This window comes from Bacillus sp. RSS_NA_20 (assembly GCF_020165915.1).
GTDB lineage: Bacteria > Bacillota > Bacilli > Bacillales > Bacillaceae > Bacillus > Bacillus altitudinis.
Window position 1 is genome coordinate 1 of the sequence record NZ_JAIUKW010000005.1, and the last position, 18,157, is coordinate 18,157.

At 37.1% G+C, this 18,157-nt stretch carries 22 protein-coding genes and 2 pseudogenes; 16 read left to right on the plus strand and 8 right to left on the minus strand.

Going from position 1 to position 18,157, the window contains the following annotated elements; genetic code table 11:
* From LCD32_RS05505 to LCD32_RS05530, 6 genes are all read left to right on the plus strand, one after another.
* A partial coding sequence (locus LCD32_RS05505; RefSeq protein ID WP_224563046.1) for a hypothetical protein occupies positions 1–265 on the plus strand: 265 nt, incomplete at its 5' end.
* Complete coding sequence (locus LCD32_RS05510; protein ID WP_224563048.1) at positions 265–426, plus strand: XkdX family protein; 162 nt, start codon at positions 265–267, stop codon at positions 424–426. The genes LCD32_RS05505 and LCD32_RS05510, both read left to right, overlap by 1 nt.
* A 32-nt stretch (positions 427–458) precedes the next feature.
* Complete coding sequence (locus tag LCD32_RS05515) at positions 459–770, plus strand: hypothetical protein (protein WP_047204067.1); 312 nt, start codon at positions 459–461, stop codon at positions 768–770.
* Between the two features lie 25 nt (positions 771–795).
* Entirely contained in the window at positions 796–1,527 is a 732-nt protein-coding gene (locus tag LCD32_RS05520; protein ID WP_224563050.1) for a peptidoglycan-binding protein, read from the plus strand.
* Positions 1,524–1,763, plus strand: a complete 240-nt coding sequence (locus LCD32_RS05525; protein WP_224563052.1) for a phage holin — start codon at positions 1,524–1,526, stop codon at positions 1,761–1,763. The genes LCD32_RS05520 and LCD32_RS05525 overlap by 4 nt, the downstream gene beginning before the upstream one ends.
* A gap of 131 nt (positions 1,764–1,894) precedes the next feature.
* The gene (locus tag LCD32_RS05530) at positions 1,895–2,407 is read left to right on the plus strand and encodes a hypothetical protein (protein WP_224563054.1); all 513 of its coding nucleotides are present in this window, start codon (positions 1,895–1,897) and stop codon (positions 2,405–2,407) included.
* 15 nt (positions 2,408–2,422) lie between these two features.
* Here the strand turns inward: LCD32_RS05530 and LCD32_RS05535 are convergent, their stop codons facing one another.
* Complete coding sequence (locus LCD32_RS05535) at positions 2,423–2,767, minus strand: YolD-like family protein (protein WP_224563065.1); 345 nt, start codon at positions 2,765–2,767, stop codon at positions 2,423–2,425.
* Positions 2,768–2,812: 45 nt separating this feature from the next.
* Positions 2,813–3,028, minus strand: a pseudogene (locus tag LCD32_RS05540) (helix-turn-helix domain-containing protein); the annotation flags it as partial.
* Between the two features lie 140 nt (positions 3,029–3,168).
* On the opposite strand from LCD32_RS05540, the gene LCD32_RS05545 reads away from it, so the two are divergent.
* Positions 3,169–3,957, plus strand: coding sequence for a helix-turn-helix domain-containing protein (locus tag LCD32_RS05545; RefSeq protein WP_224563071.1), 789 nt, complete (start codon positions 3,169–3,171; stop codon positions 3,955–3,957).
* 1,101 nt (positions 3,958–5,058) lie between these two features.
* Here the strand turns inward: LCD32_RS05545 and LCD32_RS19345 are convergent.
* Positions 5,059–5,143, minus strand: a pseudogene (locus LCD32_RS19345) (hypothetical protein); the annotation flags it as partial.
* A 505-nt stretch (positions 5,144–5,648) separates the two neighbouring features.
* Here LCD32_RS19345 and LCD32_RS05560 point away from each other — a divergent pair.
* Positions 5,649–5,873, plus strand: coding sequence for a hypothetical protein (locus LCD32_RS05560; RefSeq protein WP_181891812.1), 225 nt, complete (start codon positions 5,649–5,651; stop codon positions 5,871–5,873).
* A gap of 380 nt (positions 5,874–6,253) precedes the next feature.
* On the opposite strand, the gene LCD32_RS05565 is transcribed toward LCD32_RS05560, so the two are convergent.
* Positions 6,254–7,198, minus strand: a complete 945-nt coding sequence (locus LCD32_RS05565; protein ID WP_048003226.1) for an acetyl-CoA carboxylase carboxyltransferase subunit alpha — start codon at positions 7,196–7,198, stop codon at positions 6,254–6,256.
* Positions 7,199–7,230: 32 nt separating this feature from the next.
* Positions 7,231–7,677 carry a MarR family winged helix-turn-helix transcriptional regulator gene (locus LCD32_RS05570; protein WP_008348375.1) on the minus strand — a complete coding sequence of 149 codons (447 nt, stop codon included), beginning with the start codon at positions 7,675–7,677 and terminating at the stop codon, positions 7,231–7,233.
* Positions 7,678–7,927: 250 nt separating this feature from the next.
* Between LCD32_RS05570 and LCD32_RS05575 the strand changes: the two genes are divergently transcribed.
* From LCD32_RS05575 to LCD32_RS05600, 6 genes are all read left to right on the plus strand, one after another.
* Positions 7,928–8,758, plus strand: a complete 831-nt coding sequence (locus LCD32_RS05575) for a sialate O-acetylesterase (RefSeq protein WP_008348373.1) — start codon at positions 7,928–7,930, stop codon at positions 8,756–8,758.
* A 127-nt stretch (positions 8,759–8,885) separates the two neighbouring features.
* Positions 8,886–9,545: a type A chloramphenicol O-acetyltransferase gene (gene catA, locus LCD32_RS05580; RefSeq protein ID WP_136944439.1), complete on the plus strand. Its 660-nt coding sequence runs from the start codon at positions 8,886–8,888 to the stop codon at positions 9,543–9,545.
* Positions 9,546–9,740: 195 nt separating this feature from the next.
* On the plus strand, positions 9,741–10,853 hold the full coding sequence (locus tag LCD32_RS05585) for a Rap family tetratricopeptide repeat protein (RefSeq protein ID WP_060780974.1): 1,113 nt from the start codon (positions 9,741–9,743) through the stop codon (positions 10,851–10,853).
* Positions 10,843–11,013 carry a RapH phosphatase inhibitor gene (locus tag LCD32_RS05590; RefSeq protein WP_136944438.1) on the plus strand — a complete coding sequence of 57 codons (171 nt, stop codon included), beginning with the start codon at positions 10,843–10,845 and terminating at the stop codon, positions 11,011–11,013. The genes LCD32_RS05585 and LCD32_RS05590 overlap by 11 nt, the downstream gene beginning before the upstream one ends.
* Positions 11,014–11,347: 334 nt before the next feature.
* Positions 11,348–11,986: a hypothetical protein gene (locus LCD32_RS05595; protein WP_058213856.1), complete on the plus strand. Its 639-nt coding sequence runs from the start codon at positions 11,348–11,350 to the stop codon at positions 11,984–11,986.
* A gap of 23 nt (positions 11,987–12,009) precedes the next feature.
* On the plus strand, positions 12,010–12,690 hold the full coding sequence (locus LCD32_RS05600) for a hypothetical protein (RefSeq protein WP_058213855.1): 681 nt from the start codon (positions 12,010–12,012) through the stop codon (positions 12,688–12,690).
* Positions 12,691–12,740: 50 nt separating this feature from the next.
* Here LCD32_RS05600 and LCD32_RS05605 read toward each other — a convergent pair whose 3' ends face one another.
* Complete coding sequence (locus tag LCD32_RS05605; RefSeq protein WP_058213854.1) at positions 12,741–13,496, minus strand: Cthe_2314 family HEPN domain-containing protein; 756 nt, start codon at positions 13,494–13,496, stop codon at positions 12,741–12,743.
* An 834-nt stretch (positions 13,497–14,330) separates the two neighbouring features.
* On the opposite strand from LCD32_RS05605, the gene LCD32_RS05610 reads away from it, so the two are divergent.
* Positions 14,331–15,164: an SMI1/KNR4 family protein gene (locus LCD32_RS05610; protein ID WP_058213853.1), complete on the plus strand. Its 834-nt coding sequence runs from the start codon at positions 14,331–14,333 to the stop codon at positions 15,162–15,164.
* Between the two features lie 425 nt (positions 15,165–15,589).
* Positions 15,590–16,486, plus strand: a complete 897-nt coding sequence (locus tag LCD32_RS05615; RefSeq protein WP_052320237.1) for a macrolide 2'-phosphotransferase — start codon at positions 15,590–15,592, stop codon at positions 16,484–16,486.
* Positions 16,487–16,529: 43 nt separating this feature from the next.
* Here LCD32_RS05615 and LCD32_RS05620 read toward each other — a convergent pair whose 3' ends face one another.
* Both LCD32_RS05620 and LCD32_RS05625 read right to left on the minus strand, forming a co-directional pair.
* Positions 16,530–17,405 (minus strand): LysR family transcriptional regulator, encoded by an 876-nt coding sequence (locus LCD32_RS05620; protein WP_046343315.1) that lies wholly within the window; start codon positions 17,403–17,405, stop codon positions 16,530–16,532.
* Positions 17,406–17,428: 23 nt separating this feature from the next.
* On the minus strand, positions 17,429–18,127 hold the full coding sequence (locus LCD32_RS05625; RefSeq protein ID WP_035392360.1) for an aspartate/glutamate racemase family protein: 699 nt from the start codon (positions 18,125–18,127) through the stop codon (positions 17,429–17,431).
* Positions 18,128–18,157: the final 30 nt, after the last annotated feature.

Consider the following 18,157-nt stretch of genomic DNA (forward strand, 5'->3'; position numbering starts at 1 on the left):
GAAAAATTTCGTTTGGCAGGCCGGAGAGGAAATTCTAGTTGATGTAGAAAACGGTGAGCAAGTACCCGATGGTTACACGCAAACACAACCCCCGGATGGTCTTTATATAGCCAAGTATGATCAGGATAAAGACGAGTGGTTCGAAACGGCTTCGCAAGACTATATAGACGGAATTAAACAAGAATATTTTCCGACAGAACTCGAAATAGTACGCCAGCAGCAGGCGGAGCTGGTTTTCACTTTAATGATGAAGGGAGTGATTTAATGAACTGGTTCGCGTTCATCAAGAAGTTTTACACAGACGGAGATTGGACGAAGGAGCAAGTCGCGGCCGCAGTAGTTATGGAGAAGATTACACCGGAACAATACGAAGAAATTACGGGAGATAAATACGAAGTTGATGAGCCGCCGGCCGATGAGTCGTAGGCTTTTTATTTTGCACTTAAGGAGGATTTGCGGTGACTCAACCGACTACGCACGAACTTAACGAAAAGATTGCGAAGATACAGGTCGACATCGCCACCATCATCGCTACCCAACAACATCAGACGCGCATCTTCGAAGAGTTCCGAGAAATGGCGGCAACGGCGCTATCTAGGGCGGACACGGCCGACGACAAGGCGAGCGAAGCCCTACGTATTGCTAAAACGGCTCGCGATGATCTACGAGAATACCGCGACCAGGTAAAAGGCGATCGACGTTGGCTTATCGGAATTGCAGTTCCGGTAATGCTAGCGTTGGTACCGGTCCTGTTCCGTTATTACTTCTAAATAAAACGAAAAGGGAGACGATTATATGGCACTAACTTACGATAAGAGAAACCGAGAAAACCTCGCAAAGTTGGCGGATAACACAAAAGCGGCAGCACTTAAATGGTACGAATACCTTGTTGCGGAAAATATCGACGTCCTCATCTACGAAACTATTCGTACTGAAGCGCAGCAAAGGGAAAACGTTGCAAAAGGCGCTTCACAGACGATGCGTTCTTATCATCTCGTAGGGCAGGCGTTGGATTTCGTGCCGGTAAAAGGTAAGGATACGTTGTGGAACGGATACGGTGCGGCGGATATTAAAAAGGCGGTTGCTAAGGCGAAAGCGATCGGATTTGAGTGGGGCGGCGACTGGAAGACATTCGTAGATAAGCCGCACCTTCAGTTTAACTATAAAGGATACGGTACGGATACGTTTGGCAAAGCGCCAGCTAAAACAGGCGCAGCGACTAAGCCGGTTAAAACTAGCGCACCGAAGTCTCCGTCCAAAAAACTAACGGTACCTACCGGCGTCATCCGTCAAGGTGCTCGCGGTACAGCGGTTACGAATCTTCAGAACGCACTAGCAGCCGTTTATTTCTATCCGGACAAAGGGGCGGCGAATAACGGAATCGACGGCGCCTACGGTCCGAAAACGGCCAACGCAGTCAAGCGATTCCAGTCGACGCAATCCGGCATTGCAAACGACGGTATTTACGGACCAGCAACACGCGCCAAACTAGTGGCGGCACTTAAGAAAGCGGGGTATAGCGTATGAAGACGAATATTAGCGTAGGAACGGTGACTCGGTTTATTTTGCTTGCGTTGGCTCTCGTAAATAGCGGGCTGACGATGTTTGGCGTTCAGACGATTCCGGTAGACGAAGCGGCAGTGTCCGACTTTATTGCGCTGCTGTTCCTCGGCTTTACGGCGCTATTAGCGTACTGGAAGGATAACGATGTTTCTAAGAAGGCGCGAGAAAGAAAGGCGTTGGATGAGGTCGGAAAGAAGTAGACGGAACTTTCGGCGGTTGCTTACGTATAAAAACGTAGGTAGCCGTCTTACATAACAATGACGTATAATTAAAAGAAAAAGGTCGTGGTTAAATGAAGCGTGTCAGACTACTTTTTTCTATAGTAATAGCCTTGCTGATAATTGCGGGATGTTCGTCGAATACTCAAACGAATAACAAAGACGAAGAAGTTCAGGCGAAAGAGGCTACTGCGAGTGAGGACTTAAGTGAAGATAGCGGTATATGGTTATATAGTGCGGAAATGGATGACGAAGAGAATTACGATGGCTTAGATATTAAAATTGATAAAGTACTTATCTCTCCGTCGAGCGCTCATATAGCGATTAAAGGCTCGATGGCTAATATCGGCCATTCGTCCTTTGAAGCCTATCCGGCAACGAATCCGATTACTTTGAACACGGGAGAAGAGTTAGGTCCGGAAGAAGTGATAACGGTATCGGAGGAAGGGTCGGCTGTGATGAAGAACAAAGGCGATAGGCTCGACTTCTTTTACGCATGGCCGATGTCTAATACGTCTCCTAGCGAAGTGACAAGCGTAAGTTTCTCGTGGAGAATCTTCAAAACAAACGGAGATGATGTACTCGACGCGGCTACATTCTCACGAAAGTATACGCTTAATCAATAACGAAAAGCCCCGTCCCTAACCGGATGGGGCGTTTTTTACGTTTAGTATATCCGCAAACTTAACGAAATTAGTATCGCCTCGATTATCCTTCACACGAAATTCCTTCCGTAGATGGTCCACGTAAACAACGCGTCCACTTACTTCGCGAACAAATCCGTCATCGTATAATTCGAAATCCAGCGGCAGGTCTTCGCTCACCGCCGAGGAAATAACGAACTCAAATTCGTCAACTTGCTCCTCGCTTAATACCGGACGTTCTATCTTCTGCTTCGCGAGGTGTAATTGACGCAAAGCTTCGTTGTGCTCCGGCAATATGAACTTCATCTGCCAGCGGTTCTGATCCTTCCGTTCGTCCCACATTGGCGACACCTCCGGTTAAATTATAGCCGAATATATGTTCGTTTATCAATCTTTTTCAATGACGATTAAATCGGAAATATCGTCGATCTCAAACGTGTTGATGATGCGGTCTAAGTGATCTACGGAAACTCTCGCCACATGATTACGTGCCAATTGCGAAATAGCAGCTTGACGTATTCCGACCTTCTCCGCAAATTCAACCTGTGTCAATCCGTATTGTTCCATAAGTTTATCGATGCGCAAAACGACATGCCTCATAAGGGACCTCCGTTGCTTTTTTGTTTATTATACCGTATCTATTTGTTTACGTAAATACGTATAAACGTAATTATTTTCGTTGACTTATTATACGTATAAGCGTAATATACGTATTAACGAATAAATGTATAGGAGGTATCGATATGCATTACTTAGCGGAACATCAAACGTTCTCGTCGACGCAGGCACTAAACAAGGCCGTCTACGAACATATCAAACGTAACTCATACGACCTATCCGACACGGCGCGGACCGCACTTAAACAGATCGCACGCTATGCGGTTAAGTTCGCAGGCGCAGCGCATCTCAAAGCGGAAACCTTAGCCGACCTAATCGGTAAATCCGTCAAGACGGCACGCCGCGTTCTTAATCAACTGGCTGCGTTGAATATCGTCAAGAAGGTTGCGACGACTCGTAAAATCAACGGTGGCAAGGGCGCCAACATAATCGTCATCTTACCGTTAGCTGCGAATGACCAGTCGACAATGACCACTCGGCAGGAGACGGAAAACGCCGATGTACCAACGGTTGAGACGCCAAAAATCGAAAATGAACCATCGGATTCTATTAATCACTTAAATCAAAAGCACGTTAAAGATACGGCTGCGGTACCGGCTGAAGCGCTGAAAAACTCGTTGCCAACGGAAATCTACAACGCTATGAGTCGCTACTTTGAAGCAGCAGAAATCTATAAATATTACGGCTTGTTATTGCGGGCTAAAGCATCCGTAGACCCTGCGTTGATGATCGAGCATGATCCGGAGCCATTTGTAGATGCGTGGCACAAGACGATACTCAAAGCGAAATTGAACGAAATTAGCCGTTTTGATGCGTATATGTATATTTCGTTTCAGCGGGCAGCAAGCGAGGCAAAACGTAGGAAAATGCGCGGTAAATTAGAGGCGTTCGAGGCGTTTCTTGAAGCGGAATAATTCGGGTAGGTATCGCATGAAATACTTGCAGAATAGCGCTCCTATCGTCTATAATACGAAGTATCGAAGTGAAACCGTTTGACTTACCGACTGACTTAACGTCTATATACCAACGTTTGACTTGCCGTCTGACTTACCGGAGACTTATCGTATACCTTGACAGGGTAGAGGTCGCTGGTTCGAGCCCAGTCGGAATCATCGTAGAAACCCTTGCCTAGCAAGGGTTTTTTGTTTTTTTGACAACGAATATTTGTTCTGTTTCTTTTGATTGGGGACGAACTTTATCCGCCAGATTGTTTCTCAGTATTTTTAGGATCAAAACGATTAAAGTGTTCTGCAGTGTTTTAAGGGTTAATTTCTAATAATTCGCGAGCTTCTTCTTCTGTAATTTCTCCATCTCGAGAAGCGATTAATGTTTCGATATCTTTTTAATATTCGACTTGTTGTTTCTACCTTTGGGAAGAACATCAATCGAGACATCTGAAATGTTCGATATAGCTATTAACGTATTATGGTCTGGTTCTCTTGTCCCTAATTCATAGGCTGTATATGCTGAGATACCAAGTTTATTTCCATATATTGTTGCGTTAGCTATTTCTCTTTTCTATTTGTTGTTGCCTACCCTTTAATAAATACATTCTAACGTAACGTTTAGTTACATATAAGCGCATGTAACAAAAAGAAACGTTTTTTCTCAAAGTGGTTGATTTTGTAACAAACGGTGGAAACATAAGCATAAGGGGGGAAAAGTAAACGGACTAATACCAACTTTTCAATGTTAATATTCTTAGATGGGAACAAACAAAAGGTATTTGGAACTCATCAACAGACAGTAATTATCAAGGTTGAATTAAAATCTTGAAATCACTAACATAGGCATAGTGAAGGCGGCTATATATTTTAAAGTTAGCTAATTAAAAATGATAGGAGGGTCACCCCCCTATCTATTTTGCCTGTCCAAGTACCATCACCCTTTTATGCATCTTTTAATAAAGAGACCGAAACATTTGATAGATTCTTTTTGTGTATTGGCTTTTAGATGAATAGTTTTCAGCTCATCTTGAGGAGTTATTACCTTTTGACTCATGTTGCTGTCTGCATTAGAAGTTGAAGCGAATGCAGGAGATGCAGAAACAAGTAAAGCAAAGGATAATGCCGAAAAAGTTAAAACTTTTTTTAATCTCATTTAAAACTCTCCCTTGTTTATTTTGATATTCCTGATTATCCCATTTTTTATAATAAAATCAAGGGCGTTTTTGTAAAAATATGAACGGTTTTTAGAGTTAGATAGATTATAAGAAAATTTCAATATGAACTTTTAAGGAGTGGTAAGGTGAAATCTGAACAATTGTGTATATTACCAGGGATTGATGAGAAGCAAGTTGAAATGCTCTAATCAAGGTGCTGAAGGTCTATAGGGCTCTGAAGGTAAAGGAAGAAAGGAACAGTTACATTAATTATATTGATGATCTTTTATACTGCTATTATAGTTTGGCTAAACAAAGAATTAAAGAAATTAGAACGCGAGAGCCAACTAATGATGAAATTAAAGCATCGTTTCAGGCGTATAAAAATATTAGGATTGTTGGTGCATCCGAAGCGTCTTTGTCTAAACAGGGTGAATTGATTGAGGATTTTAAAAGAACTCATGTTATCATAGAAGAAAATGGATATTGGAGGATTGTCGTTAAATGCTCAAATCTAAGTTAGTTGTTTGGACTTTTATCATTGCGACTGGATTCTATATGCTCATAAGTATATGGAACATTGCTGTATTTCCAGATAAGACATGGACAGATTACGCAGGACAGATTTTGATTGTAGTTTTTGGAAGTATGGTGAATGGTTTAATCGCTGCATTCTTTATGTACGCAGCAGCTATGTTAGTGAAATATATTAATGGTGATAAAGCTTAAAACAGGTGTATAAAAAGGTAACATTTTTTTCGGTTTTTAAAAAATACTAAGGAACACCAGAGGATATTGGTGATACTCACAGTATGCCATATATCTACCTTGACAGGGTAGAGGTCGCTGGTTTGAGCCCAGTCGGAATCATCGTTGAAACCCTTGCCTAGCAAGGGTTTTTTGTTTTTTTTCTTTTGGTTGGGGACGAATTGGGGACGAACTTTATCCACCAGATTGTTTCTCAGTATTTTTAGAATCAAAAAATCCCTTTTCCATACCGATCACACACTTTTAATAGTATCAGCATATCCAGTTTAAGAGGTTACTTACAAAATATTTAGAACTTTTTAGTAAGAATCCTCAGAAATGTAATAAGGTTTTAAGTATTTTCATTTATAATTCTCTATTTGTCTATACTTTTCATATCGCTGTTGTATAAGCTCTTCCGAGGATAATCGTATCAATTTTTTAAGAGATGATTCGATTGCAGATTCAATCAATTTTGCCTGTGATTTGATATCATTTTGTGCTCCACCTTTCATTTCAGGAATGATTTCATCAATAATTCCTAAATGCTTTAAATCTTTTGCTGAAATTTTCATGTGTTTAGCAGCTTCTGGAGCATACTTAGCATCCTTCCATAGGATAGATGCTGCTCCTTCTGGTGAAATGACCGAGTACCATGAATACTCTAACATATGGATATGGTTACCGACACTAATGCCAAGAGCTCCACCACTTGATGCCTCTCCAATTACAATACAAACAATTGGCACTTTAAGTGTTGCCATTTCCAATAGATTTCGAGCTATTGCTTCAGAAATTCCACGTTCTTCAGACCCTTTCCCTGGATAGGCGCCAATTGTATCAATAAATGTAATAATAGGGCGATTAAATTTATCAGCTTGTTTCATCAGTCTTAGCGCTTTTCTATATCCTTCTGGATGTGACATTCCAAAATTTCTTTCTATATTTTCCTTTGTACTTCTCCCTCTTTGATGACCAATAACCGTAACGGGCATCCCTTTAAATTTTGCAATACCACCTATCATTGCTTGATCATCACCATATAATCGATCACCATGAAGTTCGAAAAAGTTTGTAAACAATAAAGGTATATAATCCAATGTCGTGGGCCGGTTACGTAGCCTTGCAATTTGAACTCGTTGAAAAGGTGTAAGATTAGAATAAATTTCATCTTGCATTTTATTTAAACGTTTTTCTAATTCTTGAATTTCTGTTGATAAATCTACATTATGTTCTTTCATCATTTTCTTTAATTCATCAAATTTCTCTTTTAGTTCAATCATAGGACGTTCAAAATCCAAACTCATTTTATCCTCCAAAGGGTATGATTTACCTCACTCTAATCAAAAGACTTAGAAATAGAATCAATAAATAATTCAAAACCATCCACAACTATTTTTTGTTCTGATTCTGATAAATTATTGAGGATACGTTGATAAAATGTAAGGGATTGTTCTCTTAAGCGATTAACAGTAATGTGACCTTTTTCTGTGAGGTGCAGAAAAAGTTCTCTTCTGTTTTTTTCATTTACTTCACGATAAACAAGTCCCTTTTTTACTAACTTATCTACCAATCTACTTACAGTTGAAGTCTCTAATCTAAGTTTATTGGATAGTTGCCAAACAGTTAATTTTTCCATCTCTATTTCCTCTAACGCCATCATTTGAGAAGTTGGTAGAGGTTTTTCAAATGGTCCATTGGGCAAATTTTGAGATTCAAAAACCCCAGTTATTATAATCATTTTCTTAATATCTGATCTTAGTTTTAAGGCATCTTCTCTTTTCAAAAAGGTCACCCTCCTAAAATTCATGTATGATACATCAATTGTATTATACATGAATATGTTTTTTTCACAAGTTTAACGTCAGCCCATATGACAACATGGACAAGAGATTTCTTCTTGTTAAAATGGTTTAAGTGGATTGATCATAGTCGATCCACCTGATTGATAGATGCATCAGGATCTTACCCTAAGTAATTACTGTTTACTGTTCTTTCAACAAAAATATGAAAAATGAAGAGAGGGGGAGAAAAATATGAAGTCATTTTTACTAATTGGACAATCTAATATGGCGGGTCGAGGCTTTAAGCATGAAGTGCCGCCAATTTATAATGAAAGAATCATGATGCTGCGAAATGGAAGATGGCAAATGATGACTGAACCTATTCATTTTGATAGGTCGGTAGCTGGTGTAGGACTGGCGGCTTCCTTCGCGGAGACTTGGTGTAAGGATCATGAGGGAGAAAAAATTGGTCTTATTCCATGTGCCGAAGGTGGCAGTACCATTGATGAATGGTCACGAGATGGGGCATTATTTCGTCATGCAATAAATGAAGCTAAATTTGCAAGGGAAGATAGCGAATTGGCCGGAATATTATGGCATCAAGGAGAAAGTGACAGCCAAGATGGGAAATACAAAGAATACGATGAAAAAATACGAAGATTATTTCATGAACTGAGAACTGAATTATCTGTACCTAACATTCCGCTTGTGATAGGTGGTTTGGGCGATTTCTTAGGAAAGACAGCATTTGGCGCAGGATGTGTGGAACATCAACTGATCAATGAGATACTACAAAAATATGCAAATCATCATGAAAATTGTTATTATGTTACTGCGAAAAGCCTTATACCTAATCCGGACGGAATTCACATCAATGCGATGTCCCAAAGAATATTTGGTATAAGATACTATGAAGCATTTCGAAAAACAGAACATATACATGAACCATTACCAAATGAACATGAGCTAGTGAATGACTGTCATAATAGAATGAATACCTCAGCGGAGAATACATATATAGCACTAGAAAAATTCACGTTGGGCAAGATGACTTATGAAGAGTTGCTGGAGGCTTTAACGTAGGCAAAGCTCATAGTAGTCTTTGAATAAACAGAAACATGATATATCTTGTGAAAGGATGATTGTGGTGGTAAAAACAGATAAAGCTTCCTCCTGAATACAAGCAATTACATTCAGGAGGAGATAGAAAATGTTTAAACAAATAGATGAAAATTATCCGAGAAAAGAGCACTTTCATCATTATATGAAGGTAACCCGATGCACATATAGTCTGGTGATCGATCTAGACATCACGAAATTGTATGCAATATTAAAAGAAAAAAGGCTAAAAGTATATCCTGTGCAAATTTATTTGTTAGCAAGAGCTGTGCAAAAAATACCGGAATTTCGGATGGATCAAGTGAACGATGCACTTGGTTACTGGGAGATTCTCCATCCAAGTTATACGATTTTAAATAAAGAAACAAAGACGTTTTCAAGTATTTGGACGCCTTATGACGAAAACTTTGCTCGGTTTTATAAAAGCTGTGTAGCGGACATGGACACTTACAGCAAAAGTAACAACCTATTTCCGAAACCTCATATGCCAGAAAACATATTCAATATTTCAAGTCTGCCATGGATTGATTTTACTTCTTTTAACCTTAATGTATCTACAGATATAACTTATTTACTGCCAATATTTACGTTAGGTCAATTTAAGATGAAAGAAGGAAAAATCACCTTGCCAGTCGCCATTCAAGTCCATCATGCTGTTTGTGACGGCTATCATGCCGGCCAATATGTGGAATATTTGAGGTGGCTTATAGAACATTGTGAAGAGTGGTTAAGCGAGTCATTGTATAATTAATTTTCAAAAGGTGTAGTCATTTGATTTTTAGAAAAAGGCAGACTTTGCAGAGTCTGCTTTTTCTGTTGTGAGAAGAAATGTGTAAAATCGCGGTTACTCAATTGTTTTTTTTGCGGTTTCTTTTCGGTGCCTTGTAAACTCATACATGTGATAATAAATGTAATATAAGGGAAATTAGTGGAAGGGGAATAAGGGATGGAGAAAGTTCTTTCTTCACATGTTGGTGTGAAAATAAATGAATGGTATAAAATGATTCGGCAATTCAGTGTACCCGATGCAGAAATTTTGAAAGCGGAAGTTGAATGGGAAATAGATAGGATGGAAGAAGATCAGGATCTTCTTATCTATTATCAATTAATGTGTTTTCGACATCAACTTATGCTTGATTATATAAAACCTTCATTCGATCAATCAATTTCCGCGCTAGTCGATAAAATAGAGAATTCTAACCATCAACTGTCTGGAATGTTGCAATACTATAATGCCTTTTTTAGAGGCATGCATGAATTCAGTAAGAAAGAGTATGTACAAGCCATTCAATATTATAAGATTGCTGAGAGGCAGCTGGCACTTGTTGTAGATGAAATTGAACAAGCAGAATTCCATTTTAAAGTTGCTGAAGCATATTACATCATGAAACAAACCCATGTTTCTATGCACCATATTATAAAAGCCCTAGAGATTTATGATCGTTATGATCTTTATAAGGTGAGAAAAATTCAAAGTTTATTTGTGATCGCAGGAAATTATGATGATTTTAAACGATATGAGAAGTCGCTCCCCCACTTACATAAAGCACTAGATCTTGCTGAAGAAATAAATGATCAAAGATTAATCGCTAAAACTTATTTGAATCTTGGAAATACGTATGACAGGCAACAGGATTATATTAAAGCTGCTTCCTTCTATAAAAAAGGGTTGGATAAGATGACTGAAAACAATGAAGATATTAAACCAAGATTATTTTTTAGTTTAAGTTGGACTTTGTTTAAAAGTGATAAAACAAAAGAAGCACTTGAATATATTGCTAAAGGAATAAAAAGTGCAACAGCAGAAAATAATCTGTTTTATAAAACATTGCTCAATTCATTAAAGACAATTTATGTAGATGAAGGTATTGAAAATGTACGAAAAATGTTTAAAGGGTTAGAGGAAAAGAAGTTGTATCCTTATATTGAAGAGTTTGCTTTAAGCCTTGCAAATCTTTATGAAAAAAGGAATGATTCGGAGAGGGTAGCAGATTATTATAGAACTGCCATAAAAGCTCAAACCGAAATCCAAAAAGGGGAGTGTTTATATGAATATTAAAATGAAGATATTGATTAGCGCCACTTTATTGGTAGGTGCTGCTTTCCTAGGTTCTTTTAATTTCTCACAAGAATCAACTGATCGAAATACCACTGTATTTCCTCAAAAAACTGATCGAAACACGACGATGATCGATCCAAATTCAACATCTGAAAACTAATAGGCAAAATTAAAACAGACCCTGTATGGTCTGTTTTTTAAAATGAGGACGAACGGGGTTAGAACTTTTTATCCTCCAGGTAGTTTTTGAGTATTTTTAGAATTCTAATTATTATGGTGTTTTGCAGTGTTATGTTCTAATTTGTTTGTGGCATGAACTTAAATATCTTATGTTGTTTTAGCACTCTTTTCTAAGTAGCGTTAATGCTCTCATAAGTTTATATAAGGAGTGCGACCTTAAAAAGTAACTGAATCTGACTCTTCACGTTGGATTAAACTGGTTATTGGATGCAATTTTTATGAAAATCTAATTAAGAAAAAACGGGGGAGAATTTATGGACTTATTTTTGAAATTTTTTGCAGGACCATTGATTGCTGCTGCACTTACAACCTTCTTTGTTATGTTTAAGGAGAATAAGAGTGAAAAGAAAAAACACTTACAAAATATAACTTTTGAGCAACTTACTAAGGTATATAATAAATTGTTTATTCTTTATTACAAATATGATCATGTATTAGAGATAACAGAGGTTGAGGAAGTTTATGACGTTACTCCGGATGGGAAGGAACATACATATATTGTTCCTTCAATTGATAATTTTGATACTTGGGATAAAGTCATTAAAGAAGTGGAAGATATTGTTTATCCCAATATACACTTATTAATGAGAAAAGACGTACATTTATGGAACGAGTTTCTTGATTATAGCTTAAAAGAGCCCGAAAGAGATTATGAAATAATAGAACCGTATCTTAAGTTCAAAAAATTCTTCAAAGAAATCACCTTAAGTTACATTAAGTTGTACAATGTTTATCATATGGAAATCAAAAGTGTAAAAAGAGCAAGACATAAAGAATACAAAAAGAAGCTAAAAGACATAAAAAAGAACCTATTTTTATCTAAGAAACAAAAAAAATCCAAATTAAAAAAATTAAAAAATAAAGAAAAAGAAACACTAGAAAAAATAATTTAATTTAGTAAGAGAGGAAGTTTTTTGTGAAAGACATTCTGATCACGATTTTGACAAGTGGTTTTACAACCACAATTATTTTGGCATTATACAGGCACTTTTTAAATAGAAATATTGAGGCATTCAAGAATAATTTGTTATTTGACTCACAAAGGAAAGTTCATGACTTCCAACTATTTACTGAAAAGAAACATGAAACTTATCCTAAGTTATATGGCTTGTTTTACAAAGCTACAGATTCAATTTTCGCTGTTACAAATTGGTATCAACAATTTCCTAATTTTATGGAACACACAAAGACAGATTTAGAAAACTATCTAAGTAATCACGATCTATTAGAAAAAGATAAAGGTAGGATTTTTTACTTGTGGGAAACGGATAAAAGAGAAATGCAAAAAGAATTACATAATCTTATTCAGCACAAAAAGTTTTTTGAAGCAGATACTTTAAGATTAGAGGTTTACCAACTGTTTAGTGAAACATTATTATATCAATCGGAGATAGTGGCTGAACTCTGCGAGAAAATAGTTGGAGAACAAAGACAGTTGTTATTAGAACATGATTGGTACAAAGAAGTTGAACCAGCAGAGAAAAAAGAAATTAGAGAGAAAATAAAATTTCATAGAGAAATGCTTGAATCATTGAGAAAAGAATTGTTGGAGATAATGAAGAAAGAATTGACTGTTGGATACTATAAAAAATCGTGAAAGGAAATAGTCGTAACAAGCAAGGAGGAACCTTATCTGGCTCCTCTTTTTTATTTGGCTACTTCTTTAATTGGTAAGTGTTTTTCAAGCACCTCAAATGTGGCCTCAATACTTTTCAGTAATCCAATCATTGCTGCTTTAATTTCACTTGAAGTTGTGTACTTTCCCACACCAACAGTAACCATTCCATGTAATTTTCTTATTCCAGAATCTATACGGTAAGGAGGGTGATTGTGAGCAATATCATGCCTCATTTGCACACCAATTTGGAAATCATTGGAGTATTTTACTTTGTTTAAGTCTTTGTACAATGGACGGTTCACATTTTTTAATCTGTAAATTGCAGAATTAAAACTTACTAAGTCATCTTCTTTGATTTCAAAGTTATAAAGTTTGAACAACAAATGTCCAATCGTTTCATACAATGTGTAAGCCTTTAGAAAGAATGTGTCTACAAAGTATGTGAAATTGTAAAAGTTGCTGTAATGTTGTTCTTCAAAGTGAGGATAATATTGAACTGACTGACCGTTTTTCCCAGGAGACATATACCACTCATCATCTGGAATGCCTTTGTAATAGTAAAACATTGTGTAACCAAAATTTCGATTCACTGAGAGCAATCTATTCTCCAAAATAGCTTCCCAATGTTGTGTGTCCCAATTACCTATGTTCATAAAATGATCGTCTTTTTTTTGAAACATTCCCTTGGGGAGTTCAAATTCTTTCAACGGACTTTCTTTTGTACATTCATTTATATTTACTTCTGTAATTTCTTCAAATGGATTGATATTGATTTTTCTCTCCATCTTTTTCCCCGCTTCTTTTAAATTTATTAATTTAATGATAAGGGAACAAATTAATTTATTCCATGAGAAGTTACACAATCTCAAAATGTTTTTATCCCAAATATGAAGGAACCTTCGATAATGACAGGAGGATTTACGTAAAGCAATCTGAATTAAACTATCGGATACTCTGAGAAGTTAAAAGATAAAGCAGGATTAAAATATGGAAAAAGAATAATTTAATTAGACAGTGTGAATAGTGATATTAATGAAACCTTTTATAAAGCAAGTAATCAATGTGTCTTGCTTTCTTAATTTGAATTGTTCACTTCCAAATGTCTCATTTGGGATGCGTAATGAAATTTACTGTCCAATCCTTAATATTATGTTTTCATTCTCTCAAATGTGTTCCAGATTTATGAATATTCTCAAATGACAATTTAATTAACTCATCTAGTTGCTCAACATTCGTTCTCACTAGGAGATTATTGATCAAGTTTTTTAAGGCTCAAAATGATATTCAAAAAGGAGAATGTCTATATGATTATTAAAAGCTTACTATTCATAGTAAGCTTTGTATTATTGAGTGTATCAACTGTAGAAACGAGGGAGTTCATTGAAACAAAATCGATTCGAAATACTACAATGGAAGAACAACAAAAACTGACCGAAACACGACTTTAATTGACCGAAATGCAATATCACAAAACGTATAGATAAAAAGAAAACAGACCTTAAGGGGGTCTGTTTTTTCATTGCGAAGGATTTATAGTTGTCAATTTGTATTCATTATTAAAGTTCATGTACAGTGGTCAATGATATACTGATCTCATTAGAAACTAGGAGGTCCCCACTTTGAAACCATTTTGGGAGAAAGAAGAAGAGAGTCCTTTCACGTTAGAAAAGATAGATGAGGAAAAAATTCTTGAGGCAGAGGGAAGACTTGGTGTCACTTTACCTGATACATATAAAAAGCTCATTTTAGAATGGAACGGTGGTTTTACAGTTCGTAATGCTTTTCCAACGGAACAGCCGAATTCATGGGCAGAGGATCATGTTCAATTTGACCATCTAAGAGGAATCGCCAAAGGTGATGGAATTATGACTAGCCCTCAGTTAAGTGATGAATTGGAGCTGCCTGAAGGACTTATTTTCATCAGCGGAGAAGAAGATACATGGATCGCAATGGATTATCGACAAACGAAAGAGCACCCTCCTATTCACTATTTTGATTTAGAGATGGGAGTCGATTTTAAGCTGGCGGATACTTTCGATGATTTTATTGAGCAGTTATATACAGCTGAAGATGCGATGATCGAGGTAGTAGAAATTGATGAGGAATGCTCGGATTTGTATATCAGTAAAGAAGAGCTTGAACAAATTTTTGAGAGACAAGACCTTCGTCAGCAGAATCTCTTTAAAATGGCACATTATCCGATGGAAGAAATTGAAGAGATTGAATGGTTTTTCGATCGTATGAAACAATGCATCAAACAGATAAAAGATCAACATGTTTTGTATGAAGCAGCGACAACGATTCACTCCATCCTTCTGTTAAACCCGGATATGCAAAGAAATGACCTTATCAATCAAGAGCTGAAAGAAATAGCGGAGTTTCTAGAAAATAGTGGTGAGCCTAATACCGCTTTTTTGGGAGAAGATATTCATCCAGGGAATAAACGATGGTGAAAGACGAAAAGCCCCTGAAAAGGGCTTCTTTTTGTCATCTTATTGAAAGCCATATTTAAATAAAGTATAGTAAATTTATATGATAAAGAGGAGGATGGTTAAAGATGATGCATTCAGGAAGATTACGCCAGAAAACTTTGAACAATCAGTAATTTCATATGTTCAAAGGCTCTGTTTTCATCAAACGGAGTAAACGGGGTAGTCTGCACATTTTTAATGATCTTCAGCGGGAAAGTATGCAATTTCACTAGAAAAGAGGCAGCTAATCGATCTGTCTTTTTTTTGTATGTTTTTTTATGATGCAAAGAAAGGCATATGTCTAGCTTTGTTTACTCTGACCACATAAAGTAGCCTGTTTGTGGGTTTTGTGATGATATTCTTGATGCCTATTGATCATGACTAAATGAACAATTGGAGGATTGGATATGAATAGACTGGAATTAAAGCAGTTAGTCAAACATCACGGATTAGAGATTTTAGAGAATACCATCAAAATAAATGAATCAGGTGTGGATTTCCGTGTCGCTCACGTCGAAGATTTACATGGTGATCAATGGATAATAAGAATGCCTCGCAGACCTGAATCAATGAAACATACCTTACAAGAAAAAAAGACATTAGATTACATTAGTAATCAGGTTCACTTTCAGGTTCCTAAGTGGTCTATCTTTACAGAAAGTCTGATTGCTTATAAACAATTAGAGGGGGTACCGGCGGCTAGTATTGATGTGGAACAGCAATCTTATGAGTGGAGATTTGACCAAACGAATGTACCGCAAGCTTATTATGAATCATTAGGAAGAGTTTTAGCGAATGTACATTCCTTAGATCAACAGCCTTTTAAAACGATCGGTGTGGACATGCTCAGTGCTCATGAATTAAGAGGATCAATGAAACAGCGAATGGAACGTGTCAAATCGCAATACACCATTAACAGCGGTTTATGGGAGCGCTGGCAAGAATGGCTAGCTAAAGATTCTTTATGGCCGCCTTTTGTGGGAGTGAAGCATGGAGATTTGCATCCTGGCCACATTCTGATTGATGAAAATCAATGTGTTACTGGTGTGATTGATTGGTCTGAAGTGGGGATTGGTGATGTATCTGCCGACTTTTTGTCGCATCAACTTCTCTTTGGGAAAGAAGGATTAACGAAACTTATCCATGCGTATGAAAAAGCAGGCGGGAGAACTTGGTCAGGAATGGATGAACATATAATAGAACTTCTGACGACAAGTGCGATCACTGTGGCCGAGTACGCACAGAGATCAGGATTGAAAGATATGCATGAAACGGCAGCATACATGTTGGCAAACGAAAGCTAATCAATCAGAACGAATCCAAAAAAGCCCCTAAAAAGGGCTTTTTTTAATCTAATTCATGAAAAAACTGTTTGAGTTGATCAATGAAAACGGATTTGGATTTTCCTTTTTTATAAATGAACTCAATATTGATGTTGAAATTGATAGATGGCTCAATTGAAATTTGTTTTAGTGTTCCTTGTTCTACTTCATTTCTAACACAATGATGAGGAAGAAACGATAGTCCCATTCCTTGTAGCACTAAATTTTTTGCAGTTTCCATATGATCAACCTCAATGGAAATGTTCGGTGTGATGTTGTTTTTTTGAAATAATCGGTGGAGCATCAACCAATCAAATGACCCATAGTCAAAGAAAATAAAAGGTTGTTCTTCTAGTTCATTCATATTGATGTTGCCTAGGCTGGCAAGCGGGTGATGAGTTGGGACGAACAGCCCGATTGGATCGCTGAAAATCGGGATTGATTCAATTTGAGGATGTGTTTCAGTCCTGACAATGCCAAAGTCTACTTGGTTGTTAATCACTTTTTGGACAACATCCTTTGAATGTCCTGTTACAATTTTCACTTTCAGATTTTCGTATTTTTCTTTTAGGGCGGGCAATATGTTAGGCAATAGATTATTGGAAATAGAGGATGCGCATCCAATCGTCAATTCATAAGGGAGCATCGTTTGTTTGAGACTATGCTTTGCTTCTTGATAAGAATGGAGAATCTTTTTGGCATGCGGGTAAAACTGTTCACCTTTTTCCGTCAGAGATAGTTTATTTCTCTGTCTATCAAATAATTTCAGGTCTAATTCTTTTTCTAACGATTGAATACGTGCCGATACAGAAGGCTGGGTTAAATACAATGCTTCTGCAGCTTTATTGATACTGCCTAGCTGGCATACATAAATAAACGCTTCTATATTCTCAATATTCATGTTATCCCCTTATATGACGTTCTTTAAATGTTTAGTTTTTCAAGCTCATACACTAATTTTACAGCTTCTTTCGCCAAAATGACAGTAGGGTCAATCACTTTCACAGCTTTGGTTGACCTTAGAACTAAAGGAATTTCTGTACAGCCGGCAATGATGGCTTCTGCTCCTTGATTGATTAAAATTTCTGCAGCTAACGCCAGTTCACTTTCGCCTTTACTCAATTTCCCTGCTTTCACGGCATAAATCCCATTCATCACACTTTTCTGAAGATTTTCACTAGGAGTCATGACATCAATCTTGTGATGGGCACAAGCTTTTTGATAGAGCTGGGTTTTTAATGTGCCATCAGTACATAGTAAGCCCACAGACGTATAGTGATGTTTGTTCAGGTGCTTTGCGGTTTCTAATGGCATATTCATGATAGGGATATGAGTGGATTGTTGTACGTTTTCTAAAAAGAAGTGAGCGGTATTGCATGCAATCAGAATAAAGTCCGCTCCTGCGCGTTCTAATCTTTTAGCTGATGCAATCATATATTCTGTAGGATCTTCGCCTTTCCCAAATATGGCATTGGTTCTATCAGGGATTTGCGGATCATTATCAGCAATTACATGGAGATGATCCTGATCTTTAATAGCTGGTGTATGAGAGATAATTTTTTTCATCAGATCAATCGTCGCTAAAGGGCCCATACCGCCCATAATCCCAATCGTTGTAGACATCAATATCACCACATTTCATTTTTTTCTATT

Coding starts and splice junctions, on each gene's coding strand:
- LCD32_RS05510 (WP_224563048.1), top strand. CDS start 265: ATGAACTGGTTCGCGTTCATCAAGAAGTTTTACACAGACGGAGATTGG.
- LCD32_RS05520 (WP_224563050.1), top strand. CDS start 796: ATGGCACTAACTTACGATAAGAGAAACCGAGAAAACCTCGCAAAGTTG.
- LCD32_RS05525 (WP_224563052.1), top strand. CDS start 1,524: ATGAAGACGAATATTAGCGTAGGAACGGTGACTCGGTTTATTTTGCTT.
- LCD32_RS05535 (WP_224563065.1), bottom strand. CDS start 2,767: ATGTGGGACGAACGGAAGGATCAGAACCGCTGGCAGATGAAGTTCATA.
- LCD32_RS05545 (WP_224563071.1), top strand. CDS start 3,169: ATGCATTACTTAGCGGAACATCAAACGTTCTCGTCGACGCAGGCACTA.
- LCD32_RS05560 (WP_181891812.1), top strand. CDS start 5,649: ATGCTCAAATCTAAGTTAGTTGTTTGGACTTTTATCATTGCGACTGGA.
- LCD32_RS05565 (WP_048003226.1), bottom strand. CDS start 7,198: ATGAGTTTGGATTTTGAACGTCCTATGATTGAACTAAAAGAGAAATTT.
- LCD32_RS05575 (WP_008348373.1), top strand. CDS start 7,928: ATGAAGTCATTTTTACTAATTGGACAATCTAATATGGCGGGTCGAGGC.
- catA (WP_136944439.1), top strand. CDS start 8,886: ATGTTTAAACAAATAGATGAAAATTATCCGAGAAAAGAGCACTTTCAT.
- LCD32_RS05585 (WP_060780974.1), top strand. CDS start 9,741: ATGGAGAAAGTTCTTTCTTCACATGTTGGTGTGAAAATAAATGAATGG.
- LCD32_RS05590 (WP_136944438.1), top strand. CDS start 10,843: ATGAATATTAAAATGAAGATATTGATTAGCGCCACTTTATTGGTAGGT.
- LCD32_RS05595 (WP_058213856.1), top strand. CDS start 11,348: ATGGACTTATTTTTGAAATTTTTTGCAGGACCATTGATTGCTGCTGCA.
- LCD32_RS05605 (WP_058213854.1), bottom strand. CDS start 13,496: ATGGAGAGAAAAATCAATATCAATCCATTTGAAGAAATTACAGAAGTA.
- LCD32_RS05615 (WP_052320237.1), top strand. CDS start 15,590: ATGAATAGACTGGAATTAAAGCAGTTAGTCAAACATCACGGATTAGAG.
- LCD32_RS05620 (WP_046343315.1), bottom strand. CDS start 17,405: ATGAATATTGAGAATATAGAAGCGTTTATTTATGTATGCCAGCTAGGC.
- LCD32_RS05625 (WP_035392360.1), bottom strand. CDS start 18,127: ATGTCTACAACGATTGGGATTATGGGCGGTATGGGCCCTTTAGCGACG.